Source organism: Rhodococcus sp. ACPA4 (assembly GCF_002300185.1).
Taxonomy (GTDB): domain Bacteria; phylum Actinomycetota; class Actinomycetes; order Mycobacteriales; family Mycobacteriaceae; genus Rhodococcus_F; species Rhodococcus_F globerula.
Genome location: NZ_NSDY01000001.1, coordinates 1,842,642 through 1,859,622, shown reverse-complemented (window position 1 = coordinate 1,859,622; position 16,981 = coordinate 1,842,642). Strand labels below are relative to the sequence as shown.

Here is a 16,981-nt window from a genome sequence, read left to right as displayed (position 1 = left end):
ATGACATGGGTCTCATGATCCGGCGTACGCTTGACGGTCCCATGAACGTTTTATCTAAGGGGCGTCCGTCATGGCGCACACAAACACCATCGACTTCGGGATGGAAACGCAACCGCGACACCCCGGTCAACCATTTCCTTCGCCTACCCGAACACCACGGTTCCTACTGCGGGGTCAGGGCGCGGTGAAGTCGCATGTCGACGGTGCTTGGTTCCCCTGGACCACCAACGTCACAGCGGAGCTACACGATCTGATATCAGCACTCTCGTTGCGTCTAGGGCCGATTACCCGGGTTGCGTTCGACTGGAACACGGTGAGCACTGCGCAGCGTCGTATCGACGAGGTCGACGGCCTCGAAGTTCGAGGTCCGTATCCAGGTCAACCCGTAGATTTGATGTATCTCGACGACATCTACGGTCGGCAACTTGTGTTGATGATGATTCCGCCATACGTCGATCCGGATCGGGCGTACGACATCATGCGCCGTCTGGTGGATCCTACGTGTGGAGACACCTATCGAGTGCCGTGAGTCGGGGTCTGTGTCACAGGCAGCCGCTCACCAGGCGTTGAGTGTGTCGAGGATCTGACCGCGTGCCTTCCATAGCTCAGAACCCCAGTACGGCCACGAATGGGTTCCGTTGGACGGGAAGCTGTACGTGGCAGAAATGCCGAGTGTGTTGAGGCGTACCTGGAATGCTCGGGTGTTGAGCAAGGCGAGTGCTTCGAGTGCGATTGCGCTACCGGTGTTGACGAAGTCCACTGGTCGTCGGGGTTTGTCGAATTCTCCCGGCAATCCACTCGCCGCCGAGATATACATCGACAGGCCCCTGAGCTCCGGTGCAAAAACGAGGGGATCGTTACGCAACCACGCCGGGTTCCACGGTGGGCCCCACATTGCGTCGACGTTGAAGGATCCGGCGCTGATCATCGCAACCCGGATCGCTTCACGCATGCCGGGCGCGGAGATATTGAGGTATCCCGAGAATGATCCAGCGAACTTGAACTGGTCGCGGTGGTAGGCGGCCAGGGTCAGTGCTGCGCTGCCGCCCATCGAGAGGCCGAGGACACCGTTGTTGGTCCGCGAGACGCCACGAGTATCGAGGTAAGCAGGAAGTTCCTGGGTGAGAAATGTTTCCCATTTGTATGTGACTGGTTGGCGGTTGAGATTGCTGGTCGAATACCAGTCGGAGTAGAAACTCGACTGGCCACCGACCGGCATCACCAACGTGATGTTGTTGTCGCGGAACTGGTCGAATGCATTTGTCTCGAAGCTCCAGGCGTTGCGGTCATTGCGAGCGCGGAGCCCGTCAAGCAGGTACAGGGCAGCGTTGCCGCCGCGAGATGCCCACTGGATCTGAACCTTGATGGGCCCCATCGAGGAGTCGACAAAAACTTCTTCGTAGCCACCGGATTGTGCGGTTCGTGCCGGTGCTGCGGCGGCCACCGAGGATCCGATAAGTCCAATCGCCAACGGAAGCGTCAGGGCGAGTGCCGCGGTTCCGGACCAACGACGTGTTCTGGACCAACGACGTGTCCTGGACTTGCCTTGTCGAATCGGTTCCGTCAACCCTCGTTGGAAAAATCGCATTCGCGCCACTCCCGCCCCTTTAGTGGTGTGCTCGAGAAATCTGGCAGAGCCCCCGAGTTACTGCATTCTCGCGAACTGTCCGGGGGCGGAGTCAATCAATTGCGGATCTGTTACTGCATTGATACCGAAGCGGTTGGTTTGCCGCTACTGGTTCATAGGGGGTCGATCAAGAGGAGATCATCGGCCTGCGTCGAGGTCGGCGAGCGGCCAACCCGCCGCCGCCAGGACTGCTGCGACGCGTGCGATGTCCTGGTCGGAAGCGCTTTGGCTTGTCACATCAGAGATTTGGGCACTGATCTCGTCACCTCTGATTACCTGGTCGCTGCTGTCGTCGATCAGTTCGGCCAGTGCAGTACCGATTGCGATTTCGCGAACCTCCGCGTCGGTGAGTCGGCGGCGAAGCAATGCCATGAGAGGGATTCGGTCCTTCGGTGGGATCCCTTCGGGATAACCGACGCGTAGCCACGTGAGGATCGACTGTGCCAATGATGGGATCGGTGCAGGCAATGTGATGACTTTCAGTTCGGTAGGTGCAGGGTTTGGGTTTCAGTGGGGACGATGGTTTCTGTGGGGACGATGGTTTCGGTGAGGACGCTGACGTCTGGTCCCGGAACTTCGGCGGGAACCAGAGCGCCGTCCCAATCAGCGTTGACGTTGCTGGGATCGATGGGTTCCTTGCGGGAGCGTATGTACATCCAGGCGGCCATTGCGATGAGAATCGCAAAGACCACGAGCACTCCGGGCAGTCCACCGACGACATTTACCAGGCCCCAGCACGCGGCTCCCACGAGTGCAGCGGAGGGGAGCGTGATCAACCACGCGATACCCATCCGTCGTGCGACGCTCCAGCGGACTTCGGCGCCCTTGCGCCCGAGTCCGGTTCCGAGGATCGAACCCGTTGCCACGTGGGTTGTAGACAGCGGGAGACCGAGGTGGCTGGAGGTGAGAATTATTGCAGCGGAAGACGCTTCGGCAGCCATTCCCTGAGGTGCGGCAATCTCGACAAGGCCCTTGCCGAGTGTGCGGATAACCCGCCACCCGCCCAGGTAAGTGCCCGCCGCAATCGCGAGCGCACAGGTCAACTTGACCCAGAACGGCATCGGAGCGTCGGCGGAGATGGTGCCGTGTGCGACCAGAGCCAAGAAGATGACGCCCATGGTCTTCTGAGCGTCGTTGGTCCCGTGAGCGAGAGAAACCAGTGAGGCTGAACCGATTTGGCCCAAGCGGAAGCCTCGCTCCTTGGTGTTTTCGCGGACATTCGACGTGATTCGGTAGACAAGCCATGTGCCTGCTGTTGCTACCAAGCCGGCAACGAGCGGTGCCAGCGCTGCCGGGATAACCACTTTGCTCAGGACGCCGCTCCACGCGACGCCATTCATGCCCAGCGACGCAACTGCTGCGCCGATCAAGCCGCCGAACAGTGCATGAGAGGAACTCGACGGGATACCGAGCAGCCAGGTGGCGAGGTTCCAGATGATGCCGCCCACAAGGCCCGCGAACACTATCGTCAGGAGCGCTTGGCCACCGACATTTCCGAGGTTCACCACACCTTTGGCTACCGTTGCGGCCACCTCGACGGAGAGGAAAGCTCCGACGAGGTTGAGCGATGCGGACAGGGCCACTGCTGCCTTGGGGCGTAACGCTCCGGTAGCGATCGAGGTGGCCATCGCATTTCCGGTGTCGTGAAAACCATTCGTGAAGTCGAACCCGAGCGCGGTGACAACAACAACCAGGAGAACGATCAGTTCCGCATTCACGTGTATAGATATTCCCTGACGAGCGGTCGGTGAAACGGACTTGGCCGCTGGTGTTCGAGCGCTCTAGCTGAATTGTTTCTGTGGTCACTTCGACTGAACAGGAATACGCTCGATCGATGTCCCTCGGTGAAGAGAAAACGATCTCGGTAACTACCTTCAGGAAGAGCGGCGATGGCGTTGCGACGCCCACCTGGGCTGTGCCGCTGTCTGACGGACGAATCGGATTCTGGACGTCCTCGAGATCCGGCAAGGCAAAACGGTTGCGCAACAATCCGCGGGTGACCGTTGTGCCGTGCAACAACCGTGGGAAGCCGCCGCCCGGTGCTGTGCCTGCCGCTGGGACCGCTACCTTGGTGAGTTCCGGTCCCGACTTCGACGAGATTCAAAGCAAAGTGAAAGCGAAATATGGTGTGATGGTGCCGATTTCGAGATTTTTCAACAAGCTCGGCCATATCGGCAAGGGCTCGTTTCCCTATGGCGACGTGGGCGTCGTTGTCGCCGTAGGGTCGTTGTAATCAGCCGACTGGGTCGAGGGTCACCTTCACGGATACGTTGCCCTTGTCGTCTCGGGTGCTGACTGCGTGCCCGGTGCGATCGATTCCCCGAATTTTGACGCGCATCCGATCGCCCTCGTTGAGGAAATTGCGCCACCAGTTCTTTTTCTGGGGAAGTGCAACTCGGATGAACAGTTCGTCGTTCTTCTGGCGGTAGGAAACAGGCAAAGTGAAGGTCTTTCCGGATTTGCGTCCGGTGTAGGTGATCTGGGCCGTCGAACCGCCGATGAGCTTTTCGACAAGCGGCACGCGCATCGCGGCCAAGACCACCTTGTTGATGGCCGCCGCAGACTTCTGGAAGGTGTTCATAGGTCTATCCTCGATCATCTCGATGGTGCCGTCTCGAAATTCGTTCGCCAGCTTAACCCCGATTACCTCAACGGGACTTTTATGATTCTCGGGTATCTCCGGTGATCGGATCAGGGGGCAATGTGAGAACCAAGTTGGCTGTTTTTGTGTGTGCGTCGGCGGTAGTAGTACTCACGTCGTGTGGATCGGAATCGATCGACGGTGCGGCGCAGGTGGGGGAGAGCACGGAATTCTCGACGTCGACGGAAGCATCCGTGCCCGACGTCTGTGCGGGGAGGTTGCGCTGCGTCGATGTGGCGCTGGCGGACGTCGATGGGGACGGACTAGACGATTCGATCGGCCGAGTCGACGATCAGATAGTGGTTCTCACGATGGCCGGCACCGAAGCCCAGGTGGCGGCGACCGAGTCCACCATGCTCGCGGATCCGGCGATTCAACGAACAGGCGGATTTGTCGGAGCGTGGGACATCGACGGGCGTCCGGGGGCTGAAGTAGTCATCGCCACATCCGATCTCGGAGGTAGCGCCGCGTACAAGGTCTGGTCCTGGGAGGACTCGACACTCGCGGTGATGTCGCCGCCGGTCTCGCTGTACGAAGGCAACCCCGTTGAGTGGAAGCTGCACAGCGGCGAGGGTTACGACACTGCGGTCCGCTGCACCGGCGACAGCGATAGGCCGATCGAGGTGTGGAAATTCATCTCGCCGTACGGCGGATCTACCGCCCGGCCGTCGATGAAGGTCACCTCCTACACGTATGACGCTGCCAACGGAGGCGGGTCTGGGGATGGCTCGATGTTCGGTGAAGAGGAGACCTTCAGTGCGGAGCCGCAGAATCTTCGGCAGCTGACAGGTTGGCCCTGGCTGTGTGGCGACAATGCTGTCGATCCCGCGACGGCGTCAACACTCCAGTGCGGTAATGCTTCCCAGAACACTGCGATCACGAGTGCCGTCGCGCAAGTTCCTGCCGATGCCAGGATCCCCGGGATCGAATGGATCTTCATGGGGGACACGAACTTCGATCCGTGTGCCGACCTGAGCTACGCCGTCGTCGAAACCAAGGGAGGCACGGGCAGTTCGCCGGAGCACGTGATGTTTTTCCATCGAGGTGAGTACCTCGGAACTGCGACGTCATGTGCGTTCGGATTCACCACCGTTGTCGATGGCACCAGCGAGAGTGCAACGGTGCAGTACAGGTGGCCGCGCGGTATGGACTCGAATGCAAATCCGAGCGGCTTGGCGACCGCTACTTTCGTCTGGGACGGAAACGAGGTCGTCATGCAGAACGATCTGCCGGCCGAGCTGCTGAATATGAGCGGCTGTAACTAGGGTTCTGGATATGGCGACTGAAAAACTCTTGCTCGAGGCGGGAGCTCCGCAGAACTACCTGGGGCACGACGAGATCATCCAAGTTGCCGACCCGGCTATCCGATCCTTGGCGCAACAGTTGCGTCAGGAGTCGGACACCGAGAGTGCGTTCTCCAAGGTCGCATTCGAATGGGTGCGAGACAACGTCGGGCACTCCAACGATGTTCAGGATCCGAGAGTGACGTTGACCGCGACGGAGGTTCTCGAAGCGCGGGTCGGGCTGTGTTACGCAAAGTCCCACTTACTGGCCGCACTGTTGCGATCCGAGGGCATTCCGACTGGGCTCTGCTACCAGCGACTCGCGGATCGCGACGGTTTCGTGCTCCACGGATTGGTCGCGATCTATCTCGAAGGATCCTGGCATCGCCAAGATCCGCGCGGAAACAAGGCCGGGGTGAACGCGGAATTCTCACTTGGCTCGGAAAGGCTTGCCTGGCAGGTCGATCCGGCGCTGGGGGAGATCGACTACCCGCAGGTATTTGCGTCAACTGCGGCGTGCGTTGCCGATGCACTTCGCGGTGCGACCAACGTTCTCGACCTTCTGGGCGAAGGCTTGCCAACCGCCCTGGATACGTGAGTCTTCTGTGCCGGTGGCTACATGATGAGACTTGAACTGTGGCATTAGCTTGGCTGCGTTTCGGCGCGATAGGTAATGCGTCCAGACTTGCGGCGAGCCCGGACAATTCGGCCGAGGAAAAACATCGCGGTAGCCCACACAGTGATGCCCAGGGCAGGAACAGCAACGGCGATGATGCCGACATCGAGTGGGGTCATCGTCCGATGCTACGAGAATTTGGTGTACCTACACCAGACGGAGGTGGGTTCTCATGCTGGCTAGCTGTTTAACCAGCACGAGTCGACGCTCTGAGAGTCGCCGAATGGCGTCGACGTCACCTGCGAGTTGGGCACGGTTCAGTAGAAACTGACACGTGTCCAGTTGATCCCTGAGGTTCATCCGTTGCCGCCACCTTCGGTCACGTTGTAGGTACGTTTTGACACTGTCAGTGGAAGGCGTGACATGCGCGGGCAGAATTACCTACATAGGTACCTACTTTTTCTGATCCTGCGCTCGCAAAATCAGGAATCAGTTTGTGCGTCTCGGTGAGTCGCGTTACATCGTTATTCGATCTGTAGTTACATATGTTGGTCATGTGTCACAATCGCGACATGTTGATTGTTGAAATTTTGACGGGCTGGACGGCAACCGCCGCGTTCCTTGCTGTTTGGTTAGGCCGCGCTATCAATCATGCTGATGCGGAAGGAGCGCTCCGCGCCTGGCAGTGATCAAACTTGGCGGTGGGCTACCGCAGCGCCCGGTATGCGATCCAAAATATCAAATGCCTTCTTGCTCATGCGAATTGAATTTTCGTATGTAGACGAATCCGCCAGCATCGATGAAGTTCAACCCAGTCGCACCAAACCCGTTCCCGATTCATCGGGGGCGGGGCATCGAACAATTCTGGGCGGGTTAATTGCGATACCGGTCGATGAATTTGGTAAGCAATTCGACACGTACAGGGTTGATGCAATGCACGTGGATCTCCCTCGGCCACACACTATTTTCGCGCATCCAGCGAATGACCGAGCGTGTGGTGTCATCGCCGCCCAGGTTGTAATCAAGAGAGACTCGTTCCACCATGCCGAAACAGAGTGCGTCGATAGCTCCGGAACTGGTCTTTGCCCACGTCCACCCATCTGGCGGTTTCCGTAAGTTGTCGACCCAGAGGTTCATTGTGTATCCGTGGCTATGTTCGGTTGCATTGCTAACCATCTCCCGAAACGGGGGCGAAAGTCCAGCACCTAAGGTGGGCGAGTCGCAAGTGCTGTCAGTCCCGAAGTCTGTGGGGTGTTAGTCGGTCGAGGTAAGCGACCTAAGGAATTCCTCCCAACGGTCGCTGCGTGTGAGCAACTCTGGGCAGCCTGCAAATACGAATCGGCTGCCATCTGTCCCGATCGTCTTGTTCGGAAACCTGGCACGAACCTGTGCGCAGGCCTACGGTTAGGAATGCGAGGCAAGACATGAGGGGTCAGCTCAGCACGGAAAGAGGGTCCCCACGTTGTGTGCTCAACGCGGATGACGACAAAGGCCCCCACCCTCAGCGACTGAGAGTGGGGGCATCGTTCATTGAAGCGAAATCCCCCGACATGGAAGAAGTCCCGAACGACATCGGTTCCTGTGGGCTGTGTGCTCAACCGGCAAGAACCTGAACCGTGCGGTTGCGAGGCCGCATGCTCGCCCCGGCCGTCGCGGCCTGCGAGTCATGTACCCACTTGGCCGTGATCGAAACGAGACCTATGCAGCCCTGCCCGCTAGTTGCCCTGCGTGAGCAATTCTGTGCGGTGGGCTCTTCCAATCCCGTGCGCCCCGGTCGGGTGAAACCGGGGGTGAACCCGCCACCAAAACTGGACCACAGTCCGACAGAGCCAGACAACCCATGGCACACTCCCAGCTATGTGGTGGATTGTCGGAATTGTCGCCGTTTGGATCGTCGTAGGTGCGTTGTCCGCGGTCTGGATTGGCCGCGCAATCAGCCACACCGACCTCGAAGAATCAGCCGCCGAACTGCGGCGAGCAGAAAGGCGTGAGATGCGGCACGCCGGATGCGACAAGCCCCGCCAGGGTGACTAGTTCGAACCTTGGATCCGTGCCCACGTCGCGCCGGTCCACATGAGCGTAAGTGACTCTCCCACAGCGCTCAGTGCCCTATTTGTCGCATCGGACTTCAAAGTGCGACCAGACGTTCCATGCTGAACCGTGAGCCCTGCATTGGCCGCCGACACGTAAGCGAGTGCCGCGTTGGCATACGAGGTGACTTTCGACGACCTAGACAGCGATGAGCTACCCGCGTTCGGGTTCTCCGACGGATAGCGCCAAGACAACCCTCGATGTCTACGGGCACGGCCCGACGCAGACGAGTCCACCCGCTCTGCGATCGATGCTGGGATCGCGAAGCGGGTGGACTCGGCTAAAGGTACTGCGGACGGAGGGCTAGACCTGCGAACTGCTGTGCAGGTCAGCCACTCCACCGGGATCACACGTCGTAGTAGAGCTCGAACTCGTACGGGTGCGGACGCAGGTTGACGGGAGCGATTTCCTGCTCGCGCTTGAGCGAGATCCAGGTCTCGATCAGGTCGGTGGTGAAGACGCCACCCTCGGTCAGGTACTCGTGATCTGCTTCGAGGCGGTTGATAACCGTCTCGAGGCTGGTCGGAGCCTGCGGGATGTTGCGAGCCTCCTCCGGGGGAAGCTCGTAGAGGTCCTTGTCGACCGGAGCCATCGGCTCGATCTTGTTCTTGATGCCGTCCAGGCCGGCCATCATCTGTGCAGCGAAGTTGAGGTACGGGTTACCCGAGGAGTCGGGTGCGCGGAACTCGAGACGCTTGGCCTTCGGGTTGTTGCCCGTGATCGGGATACGGACAGCTGCCGAGCGGTTGCGCTGGCTGTACACGAGGTTGATGGGAGCTTCGTAGCCCGGCACCAGACGGTGGTACGAGTTGATGGTCGGGTTGGTGAAGGCCAACAGCGACGGAGCGTGGTGCAGGATGCCGCCGATGTAGTGGCGAGCCATGTCCGAGAGGCCTGCGTAGCCGGACTCGTCGTGGAAGAGGGGCTTGCCGTCCTTCCACAGGGACTGGTGGACGTGCATGCCCGAACCGTTGTCACCGAAGAGCGGCTTCGGCATGAAGGTGGCGGACTTGCCGTGCTGCCAGCAGGTGTTCTTGACGATGTACTTGAAGAGCTGCAGGTCGTCAGCAGCTGCAAGCAGCGTGTTGAACTTGTAGTTGATCTCCTGCTGTCCGCCGGTGCCGACCTCGTGGTGGCCGCGCTCGAGCTCGAAGCCCGCGTTGGTCAGGTTGGTGGAGATTTCGTCGCGCAGGTCCACGTAGTGGTCGTACGGAGCGACGGGGAAGTAGCCACCCTTGGCGCGAACCTTGTAGCCGAGGTTGGGGGAGCCGTCGGCGTTGGTCTCGGCGCCGGTGTTCCAGGAACCGGAAACCGAATCCAGCTCGTAGAAAGAGGAGTTCATGCCGGAGTCGTAACGAACCGAGTCGAAGATGTAGAACTCGGCCTCGGCGCCGAAGAATGCGGTGTCCGCGATGCCGGTGCTGACCAAGTACTCCTCGGCCTTGCGGGCAACGTTGCGCGGGTCGCGGCTGTAGGACTCACGGGTGAACGGATCGTGGACGAAGAAGTTGATGTTGAGGGTCTTCGCCTTGCGGAAAGGGTCGATCTGGGCCGTGGTGACGTCAGGGAGCAACATCATGTCGGATTCGTGAATCGACTGGAACCCGCGGACGGACGAACCGTCGAACGCAAGGCCGTCTTCGAACACGTCCTGGTTGAAAGCAGACGCGGGAATCGAGAAGTGCTGCTGCACGCCAGGCAAGTCGCTGAAGCGAATGTCGACGTACTCGATGTTCTCGTCCGCGATGTACTTTATGACCTCTTCGGCCGTGGTGAATGCCACGCTTGTGCTCCTTAAGTCGCTTCAGCCAACTGTTATGAAAGGTTGAATCCGTCGAGCCAGACGGTAGGTATCTGGTGTTGCCCGCTCGTCAACCCTTTGTTTCGGCAGTGTTACACGTCGTATTGTCCTGGGGATTTCCGAAATCTGTGTGATCAGCTGCACAGTTAAAACACGGCAATCTGGACTACGGTGCTACGACGCCTATCCTGGACAGCATGGCACGTATCACCGGAACTTGGCTCTCGGGGCCGCAAGCAGCTTTGCCGAAGAACGCCGACGGACGTGAGCAGGCGTACCGCGGCGAGAATCTTGGCTTCCCGCAGGACGGCCCGGGATCGCTTGTCGGCTCCGGCCGACGACTCGGCGCGCTCATGATCGACTGGGTGATGGCGGTCGGCGTTGCCTCACTGATCACCGGAGATTTTTTCGACGGCCAGACGTCGACCATCACCTTGATCGTGTGGTTCATCGTGGGCGTGCTCACGGTAACCCTGTTCAACTTCACTCCCGGGCAATTTGTCATGGGCCTGCAGGTGGCGCGAATCGAAGGACCTATCCGGGTCGGCTTCGTTCGAGCTCTCGCTCGCCAGGCGCTCCTTGTGTTTGTGATCCCGGCAACTATCACCGACATCGACGGACGCGGAATGCAGGACCGAGCGACGGGCACGCTTCTGGTTCGCTCGCGCTGACAATTCGATCGAGCAAAAAATGACCCGAGTCCATGACGGACTCGGGTCATTTTTTGTATGCGCGGAATCAGCGGCGACGAATCGTGCGCTGCATACCCTTCATCTTTGCGCCGCCGGGCATCGGGCCCTTCGGCAAGGCTGCTCCGCCGCCGCGTGCGCTCAATGCTGCGAGGCGGCCCTCGATGTTGTCCATGCGCTTGGTATCGATGTTGCGCGGCAGCTTGTTCAGGTAACGCTGCAACTGCGAGAGCGGAACCTGGCCCTCGTCGTTGCCGATGATGATGTCGTAGATCGGGGTGTCGCCGATGAGGCGGGCAGTCTTCTTCTTCTCCTGAGCGAGGAGGCTCTTGACGCGCTGCGGAGAACCCTCGGCGACGAGGATGACGCCCGGCCGTCCGACAACACGGTGAACGGCGTCGAGTTGGGTGGTGCCGGCGACGGCGTTCGTGACGCGCCACGCGCCCTGCATGTTGTCCAGCGCCCAGGCAGCTGCGCCGGCCTGGCCTTCAGCCTTCTTGTACACCGATTTCTGCACGCGGCGACCGAAGATGATGAAGGCACCGAGAATGCCGAGAACGAGGCCGATCGGCAGCAGGAACCACTCGATGCCCCAGATTAGACCGACCAGGAAGAAGACCAGAGCAGCACCCACCAGGGTGCCGATCATCAGCGGCAGAAGGAGCTTGTCGTCCTTGCGCTGCATCTGGAATGCCTGCCAGAGCTGAGTTCTGCGTTCCTTGGAAGCCTGCTTGCGGGCAGCCTTCGCTGCAGCCTTTGCCTCTTTGGTGGGTTTGCCCTTACCGGATTTGCTGCCGTTCGCCATGTGACCAGGATACGTCCATTGCTGTGCGCCTTTACTAACCGCCCGCGGTTAATAAAGACGCACAGCAAAAAGTGGATCAGCGGGCCAGGCGCGCCATGAGTGAACTGGCTTCCTGGGAAGCGTCTCCGCCCTCGGTGAGATGGCGCTGTGCCTCGGGGAGTTCGCGGCCGTGATGGGCCATGGCCTGCGCGTACAGGCGTCCGGCGCGGTACGACGACCGGACGAGCGGTCCGGCCATGACGCCGGCGAAGCCCATTTCTTCTGCAGCCTTGGAGTGCTCGACGAACTCTTCGGGCTTGACCCATCGCTCGACGGGGTGGTGCCGCGGTGAGGGACGCAGGTATTGGGTGATGGTGAGGATGTCGCAACCGGCGGCGTGCAGATCGGCCATCGCTTCGGTGACCTCTTCGGGGGTTTCGCCCATGCCGAGGATGAGGTTGGACTTGGTGACCAGTCCGTATTCGCGGGCGGCGGTGATGACGTCGAGGCTGCGCTGGTACCGGAAAGCTGGGCGGATCCGCTTGAAGATGCGGGGGACGGTCTCGAGGTTGTGCGCGAGTACCTCGGGGCGGGAGGCGAAGACCTCGTCGAGCAGTTCGGGTTTGCCGTTGAAGTCCGGCACCAGGTTCTCGACGCCGGTGCCCGGGTTGAGTTCGTGGATCTTGCGGACGGTTTCGGCGTAGAGCCAGGCGCCGCCGTCGGGGAGGTCGTCGCGGGCGACGCCGGTGATCGTGGAGTATCGAAGTCCCATGGCCTGAACACTTTCGGCGACGCGACGGGGCTCGTCGCGGTCGAGGGCGTCGGGCTTGCCGGTGTCGATCTGGCAGAAGTCGCAGCGGCGGGTGCACTGCTCGCCGCCGATGAGGAAGGTGGCTTCGCGGTCTTCCCAGCATTCGTAGATGTTGGGGCAGCCTGCTTCTTCGCAGACGGTGTGCAAACCTTCGCGCTTGACCAGGCCCTTGAGCTCCGAGTACTCGGGGCCCATTTTTGCTCGGGTCTTGATCCAGTTGGGTTTGCGTTCGATGGGTGTCTCCGCGTTTCGGATCTCGAGGCGGAGCAGCTTACGGCCTTGTGGGGCGAGCGAAGCGACGGGGGGATTACCGGGGGCGATAGTCACGGGGACGATCCTACGCCCGGTGATTACTGCAACAGGGTTCGGGCGAGCCCGTCAGCTGTACTGAACGGTAGTAAAAGTCGGGGTAGGTGAGGCTTTCTCGAAGGTGACACGTTCGATGTCGCGCACTGTGACGGGCAAGTTTCCGTCCAGGGCGGCGATGATCGCTTCGGTGACCGCCGGAGTGACCTCGGCGACGGTGACGTCTCGGCCGAGTTCCTGCGACAGTGTCGTCACTCCGGCGTCGCGGATGCCACACGGAATGATGTTGTCGAATCCGGTCAGGACCGAGTTGCAGTTCAGCGCAAAACCGTGCAGTGCGACGCCACGTTGGACGCGCACGCCGATGGCGGAAACCTTGCGTTCGGGCTTCCACTGGCCGCCAGACAGTTCAGCGGGTAGCCACACACCTGAGCGGCCGTCGATTCGGCCACACGTCAGGCCCATGTCGGTGCAGACCGTGATCAGCGCTTCCTCGATGAGTCGGACATACCGCACGACGTCGACCGGTTCGGCGAGCTTCACGATCGGGTACCCGACCAGTTGACCAGGCCCGTGCCACGTGATTTTTCCGCCGCGATCGACATCGATGACGGGGGTGCCGTCGACGGGACGGTCCGCGGGTTCGGTACGTCGTCCCGCCGTGTACACCGGAGGATGCTCGAGCAGGAGCAGTGTGTCCTGTCCGATGTTGTCTGCGCGCTCCGCAGCCAATTCGTGTTGGCGATCCCACGCTGCTGTGTAGTCGATCAATCCGAGATTGTCGACGGCGATCGGCAGTTGCGACAATCGTGCGGATCCGGCAGCGCTACTCATGGCACTAGAGATTACGCCCGATTGCCAACTCAATTCAGCGCGGCCGCCAGTGCTTCGCCGATTGTGTTGTGGCGGAACGTGAATCCCGCATTTTCGAGCACCGACGGTATAGCCCGTTGGCCGCCCAGGATGCCACTTTTCGCGAACTCGCCGATCAGAGCTTCGAGGGCGAACCCCGGCACGATCCACGGCGCCGGCCGATGCATGATCCGCGACATCGCGTCGTTGAACTGTGCATTGGTCACCGGTGCCGGTCCGGTCAGATTGACAGGACCGGAGAGCGCGGGATTGGTGAGAGTGAATTTGATTGCGTTGCACTCGTCTTCGAGTGAGATCCACGGAAAGTACTGGCGGCCGTTGCCCAACCGTCCACCGAGGCCGAGTGAGTAGATCCGACGCAGACGCCCGAGCATTCCGCCATGCGGCGACAGGACGACACCCGACCGCAGGTTCACCACCCGAGCGCCGCCTTTGCCGGCCGGTTCGGTGGCGAGTTCCCAGTCACGACACGTCGTCGCGAGGAAATCGGTGCCGGCGGCCGAATCCTCGTCGACGATGCGGTCGCCGGTATCGCCGTAGTAGCCAACCGCGCTGGCATTGGCGAGAACCGGAATCTTGGCCGTCGCGACGGCGTCGGCCAACACGTCTGTCGCACTGATGCGACTGTCGCGAATCTCCTGCTTGTAGGAACCGGACCACCGTTTGTCGCCGATCCCGACGCCACAGAGATTGACGACGGCATCAGCGCCGTGCAGCACTGACGTGTCGAGGCGGTCACGATTGGGGTCCCATCGGGACTCGTCGGGACCGGTGGTCGGGCGACGCACCAGACGCACCACATCGTGGTTGTCCGAGCGCAACGAGGACACCAAGGCCGTTCCGATCAGACCGGACGAACCGGCGACGACTACTCGCATTCGGAAAATGCCTCCTTCGATCCAGCGGGGTTCTCTCTCCGACCGTACTGAAAAAGCCGAGGCGCCACCTCCTGATGGAGATGACGCCCCGGCCGGAACAACAGTTGCTTACAGACCCAGGTCAGCTTCGAACGAGGCTTCTTCCAACCGCTGCTTGACAGTGGTGAGGAATCGGCCGGCGTCGGCGCCGTCCACCAGACGGTGGTCGTAAGTCAGCGGCAAGTAGATCATCGAACGAACGCCGATGGACTCGTTGCCGTTTTCGTCGGTGACCACCATCGGGCGCTTCACAATCGCGCCGGTTCCGAGCATGGCTGCCTGCGGCGGGACCAGGATCGGGGTGTCGAACAGCGCGCCCTGGCTGCCGATGTTGGTGATCGTGAACGTTCCACCCGACAGCTCGTCCGGCTTCAGGCCGCCCGAACGTGCGCGCTTCGCGATGTCCGCGATGGCGCGAGCCAAGCCGGCCAAGCCGAGGTCACCGGCGTTGTGGATGACGGGGGACAGCAGACCCTGATCGGTGTCGACTGCGATTCCGAGGTGCTCGGAGTCGTAGTACGTGATCTGCTTTGCCGTCTCGTCGTAGCTGGCATTGATGTTGGGATGCGACTTCAACGCCTCGACAACAGCCTTGGCGAAGAACGGGAGGAACGTCAGGTTGACGCCTTCACGCTCGATGAAGCCGGCCTTTGCACGGGCACGCAGCGCGACGATCTTGGTGACATCCACCTCGAAGGTCTGGGTGAGCTGCGCGGTGGTCTGCAGCGATTCACGCGTCTTGGTGGCCGTGATCTGGCGGATCCGATTGGCCTTCTGCGTTGTTCCGCGCAGATGGGCCAGCTCGGGGCGGACACCTGCAGTTGCCTTCGCTGCCGGAGCAGCTGCAGCAGCGGCGGGTGCTGCCGGCGCAGCAGCGGCCGGAGCCTTCTTGGCTTCTGCGGCGGCAAGAACATCCTGCTTACGGATGCGTCCACCGACGCCGGTGCCGGTAACAGTGGCGAGGTCGACGCCGTTGTCGTTGGCAAGCTTGCGGACCAGCGGGGTCACGTACGGGCTGCTGTCACCCGATGCTGCGGGGGCTGCCGGGGCAGCCGGTGCGGCTGCGGGAGCTGCGGGAGCCGGAGCTGCCGGTGCTTCGGCCTTGGGTGCGGGAGCGGCCGGTGCTTCGGCCTTGGGCGCCGGAGCTTCGGCCTTGGGTGCGGGAGCGGCGGGTGCTGCCGGTGCCGGTGCTGCGGGTGCCGCCGGTGCTGCAGCTGCGGGAGCGCCGGATCCGATAACGGCCAGCTGGCCACCGATGTCTACGGTGTCGTCCTCGTTGGCGCTGATCTCGAGAAGAATTCCGGCAACAGGCGACGGGATCTCCGTGTCGACCTTGTCGGTGGAAACCTCGAGAAGCGGTTCGTCGACGGCAACTTCGTCGCCCACGGCCTTGAGCCAACGGGTGACGGTTCCTTCGGTGACAGACTCGCCGAGGGCGGGCATCGTCACGGGGGTGCCTTCGGCTCCGCTGCTGGGAGCGGCTGCCGGTGCTTCAGCTGCCGGTGCGGGAGCTGCTTCTGCTGCGGGCGCCTCTGCGGCCGGCTCTTCAGCGGCGGGCGCCGGTGCTTCTTCTGCGGGTGCTTCACCAGCTTCGCCGATAACAGCGAGCTCGCCACCGATATCCACGGTGTCGTCTTCCTGCGCGACAATCTTGGTCAGGACGCCGGCGACCGGAGATGGAATCTCGGTGTCGACCTTGTCCGTGGAGACTTCGAGCAAGGGTTCGTCGACTTCGACCGTGTCTCCTTCCTGCTTGAGCCACCGTGTGACAGTTCCTTCGGTGACGCTCTCACCTAGGGCTGGCATCTGGACGGAGAAGGCCATGTCTTTTGACTCCTCGACAGTTGTGTTCGGGTTGTTTTATTTGTCGACTTGTGGTCGTTAGTGCATTGTGCTCGAGTTGCGCGCGACGTGCGGCTACTTGTAGCTATTTTGTGCCGATGTCGACGCGCGGGCGCGGCGTCACCGTCGTTCATCTTTCCATTGATACGCCGGGCGCGTCCGCTGAGGGGGATGCCACCGGGTTTCGGTGTGTCGCTACTCGTCAGTAGGTGGAGCGTGTAACGCGCGTATGGGACCAAACGGTATGTCTTGTGCCGGTGACAGCAGTTGAATGCTGGCAAACTTGACATACGGCCGGGGTTCTTCCGCGGTCTCGGCACCGAGGAGGGATCCACGCGTGGGGTTGTTCGATCGATTCAAACGCCGACCCAGTGCAGGGCAACTGGCAGCCCAGAGCGACGCAGAGCATCTGGCCAACTGGGCCCATGAGCACGAAGGCGTCGAGGCCTTCGTGGAGCCGGAAACAACCGTCACCGAGGTCACTGTCGTCCTGGTCGACAAGTCCGGGGAATGGACGCGTCGCCGGGTAGGTGGTGAGCGTGGTGCCCGCAAACTTGGTCAGGATCTGAAAATTCCCGTGTACGACGTCCGTAAAACGGGATATCCGCAGCGCATGCGCGATCACGACGAGCGTCTGCGCATCGAACGCAAACGTGCTCGCACGCAGGAATTGCGGGACGGGAGCTGACCGGCTGTGCGC

20 protein-coding genes are annotated in these 16,981 nt (G+C 61.1%); 7 read left to right on the top strand and 13 right to left on the bottom strand.

What is annotated here, in order from left to right:
* Positions 1 to 70: 70 nt before the first annotated feature.
* Positions 71 to 529: a DUF5994 family protein gene (locus CJ178_RS08400; RefSeq protein WP_033231058.1), complete on the top strand. Its 459-nt coding sequence runs from the start codon at positions 71 to 73 to the stop codon at positions 527 to 529.
* Positions 530 to 556: 27 nt separating this feature from the next.
* Here the strand turns inward: CJ178_RS08400 and CJ178_RS08395 are convergent, their stop codons facing one another.
* The 3 genes from CJ178_RS08395 to CJ178_RS08385 form a co-directional block, all read right to left on the bottom strand.
* Positions 557 to 1,588: an alpha/beta hydrolase gene (locus CJ178_RS08395; RefSeq protein ID WP_095886523.1), complete on the bottom strand. Its 1,032-nt coding sequence runs from the start codon at positions 1,586 to 1,588 to the stop codon at positions 557 to 559.
* Between the two features lie 177 nt (positions 1,589 to 1,765).
* Entirely contained in the window at positions 1,766 to 2,095 is a 330-nt protein-coding gene (locus CJ178_RS08390; protein ID WP_080711566.1) for a DUF3349 domain-containing protein, read from the bottom strand.
* A gap of 11 nt (positions 2,096 to 2,106) precedes the next feature.
* Positions 2,107 to 3,345: an inorganic phosphate transporter gene (locus tag CJ178_RS08385; protein WP_245006045.1), complete on the bottom strand. Its 1,239-nt coding sequence runs from the start codon at positions 3,343 to 3,345 to the stop codon at positions 2,107 to 2,109.
* A 116-nt stretch (positions 3,346 to 3,461) separates the two neighbouring features.
* Between CJ178_RS08385 and CJ178_RS08380 the strand changes: the two genes are divergently transcribed.
* Positions 3,462 to 3,860: a PPOX class F420-dependent oxidoreductase gene (locus tag CJ178_RS08380; protein WP_095887896.1), complete on the top strand. Its 399-nt coding sequence runs from the start codon at positions 3,462 to 3,464 to the stop codon at positions 3,858 to 3,860.
* On the opposite strand, the gene CJ178_RS08375 is transcribed toward CJ178_RS08380, so the two are convergent.
* Complete coding sequence (locus tag CJ178_RS08375) at positions 3,861 to 4,208, bottom strand: nitroreductase/quinone reductase family protein (protein ID WP_095886522.1); 348 nt, start codon at positions 4,206 to 4,208, stop codon at positions 3,861 to 3,863.
* A gap of 122 nt (positions 4,209 to 4,330) precedes the next feature.
* On the opposite strand from CJ178_RS08375, the gene CJ178_RS08370 reads away from it, so the two are divergent.
* Both CJ178_RS08370 and CJ178_RS08365 read left to right on the top strand, forming a co-directional pair.
* Positions 4,331 to 5,533 (top strand): LppP/LprE family lipoprotein, encoded by a 1,203-nt coding sequence (locus CJ178_RS08370; RefSeq protein WP_095886521.1) that lies wholly within the window; start codon positions 4,331 to 4,333, stop codon positions 5,531 to 5,533.
* Between the two features lie 10 nt (positions 5,534 to 5,543).
* Positions 5,544 to 6,149, top strand: a complete 606-nt coding sequence (locus CJ178_RS08365; RefSeq protein WP_095886520.1) for a transglutaminase-like domain-containing protein — start codon at positions 5,544 to 5,546, stop codon at positions 6,147 to 6,149.
* Between the two features lie 44 nt (positions 6,150 to 6,193).
* On the opposite strand, the gene CJ178_RS32730 is transcribed toward CJ178_RS08365, so the two are convergent.
* Positions 6,194 to 6,346, bottom strand: a complete 153-nt coding sequence (locus CJ178_RS32730) for a hypothetical protein (RefSeq protein WP_155276671.1) — start codon at positions 6,344 to 6,346, stop codon at positions 6,194 to 6,196.
* A 694-nt stretch (positions 6,347 to 7,040) separates the two neighbouring features.
* Positions 7,041 to 7,304, bottom strand: a complete 264-nt coding sequence (locus tag CJ178_RS33640) for a cyclic-phosphate processing receiver domain-containing protein (RefSeq protein ID WP_095886519.1) — start codon at positions 7,302 to 7,304, stop codon at positions 7,041 to 7,043.
* Positions 7,305 to 8,024: 720 nt separating this feature from the next.
* On the opposite strand from CJ178_RS33640, the gene CJ178_RS32725 reads away from it, so the two are divergent.
* Positions 8,025 to 8,201: a hypothetical protein gene (locus CJ178_RS32725; RefSeq protein ID WP_162487763.1), complete on the top strand. Its 177-nt coding sequence runs from the start codon at positions 8,025 to 8,027 to the stop codon at positions 8,199 to 8,201.
* Here CJ178_RS32725 and CJ178_RS33820 read toward each other — a convergent pair.
* Positions 8,198 to 8,353: a hypothetical protein gene (locus tag CJ178_RS33820; protein ID WP_441346844.1), complete on the bottom strand. Its 156-nt coding sequence runs from the start codon at positions 8,351 to 8,353 to the stop codon at positions 8,198 to 8,200. The two genes, CJ178_RS32725 and CJ178_RS33820, sit on opposite strands and share 4 nt — an antisense overlap.
* Positions 8,354 to 8,604: 251 nt before the next feature.
* On the bottom strand, positions 8,605 to 10,041 hold the full coding sequence (gene glnA / locus CJ178_RS08355; RefSeq protein WP_095886518.1) for a type I glutamate--ammonia ligase: 1,437 nt from the start codon (positions 10,039 to 10,041) through the stop codon (positions 8,605 to 8,607).
* 215 nt (positions 10,042 to 10,256) lie between these two features.
* On the opposite strand from glnA, the gene CJ178_RS08350 reads away from it, so the two are divergent.
* The gene (locus CJ178_RS08350; RefSeq protein ID WP_033231048.1) at positions 10,257 to 10,730 is read left to right on the top strand and encodes an RDD family protein; all 474 of its coding nucleotides are present in this window, start codon (positions 10,257 to 10,259) and stop codon (positions 10,728 to 10,730) included.
* 67 nt (positions 10,731 to 10,797) lie between these two features.
* Here the strand turns inward: CJ178_RS08350 and CJ178_RS08345 are convergent, their stop codons facing one another.
* From CJ178_RS08345 to sucB, 5 genes are all read right to left on the bottom strand, one after another.
* Positions 10,798 to 11,553 carry a DUF4191 domain-containing protein gene (locus tag CJ178_RS08345; protein WP_033231047.1) on the bottom strand — a complete coding sequence of 252 codons (756 nt, stop codon included), beginning with the start codon at positions 11,551 to 11,553 and terminating at the stop codon, positions 10,798 to 10,800.
* 76 nt (positions 11,554 to 11,629) lie between these two features.
* Positions 11,630 to 12,670, bottom strand: coding sequence for a lipoyl synthase (gene lipA, locus CJ178_RS08340; RefSeq protein WP_230589957.1), 1,041 nt, complete (start codon positions 12,668 to 12,670; stop codon positions 11,630 to 11,632).
* Between the two features lie 51 nt (positions 12,671 to 12,721).
* Positions 12,722 to 13,483, bottom strand: coding sequence for a lipoyl(octanoyl) transferase LipB (gene lipB, locus CJ178_RS08335; protein WP_095886517.1), 762 nt, complete (start codon positions 13,481 to 13,483; stop codon positions 12,722 to 12,724).
* Positions 13,484 to 13,512: 29 nt separating this feature from the next.
* On the bottom strand, positions 13,513 to 14,400 hold the full coding sequence (locus CJ178_RS08330; protein WP_033231045.1) for a TIGR01777 family oxidoreductase: 888 nt from the start codon (positions 14,398 to 14,400) through the stop codon (positions 13,513 to 13,515).
* A gap of 108 nt (positions 14,401 to 14,508) precedes the next feature.
* Positions 14,509 to 16,263, bottom strand: a complete 1,755-nt coding sequence (gene sucB / locus CJ178_RS08325) for a 2-oxoglutarate dehydrogenase, E2 component, dihydrolipoamide succinyltransferase (RefSeq protein ID WP_095886516.1) — start codon at positions 16,261 to 16,263, stop codon at positions 14,509 to 14,511.
* A gap of 355 nt (positions 16,264 to 16,618) precedes the next feature.
* Here sucB and CJ178_RS08320 point away from each other — a divergent pair, with 355 nt between their 5' ends.
* On the top strand, positions 16,619 to 16,969 hold the full coding sequence (locus CJ178_RS08320) for a hypothetical protein (protein ID WP_033231043.1): 351 nt from the start codon (positions 16,619 to 16,621) through the stop codon (positions 16,967 to 16,969).
* Positions 16,970 to 16,981 lie beyond the last annotated feature (12 nt).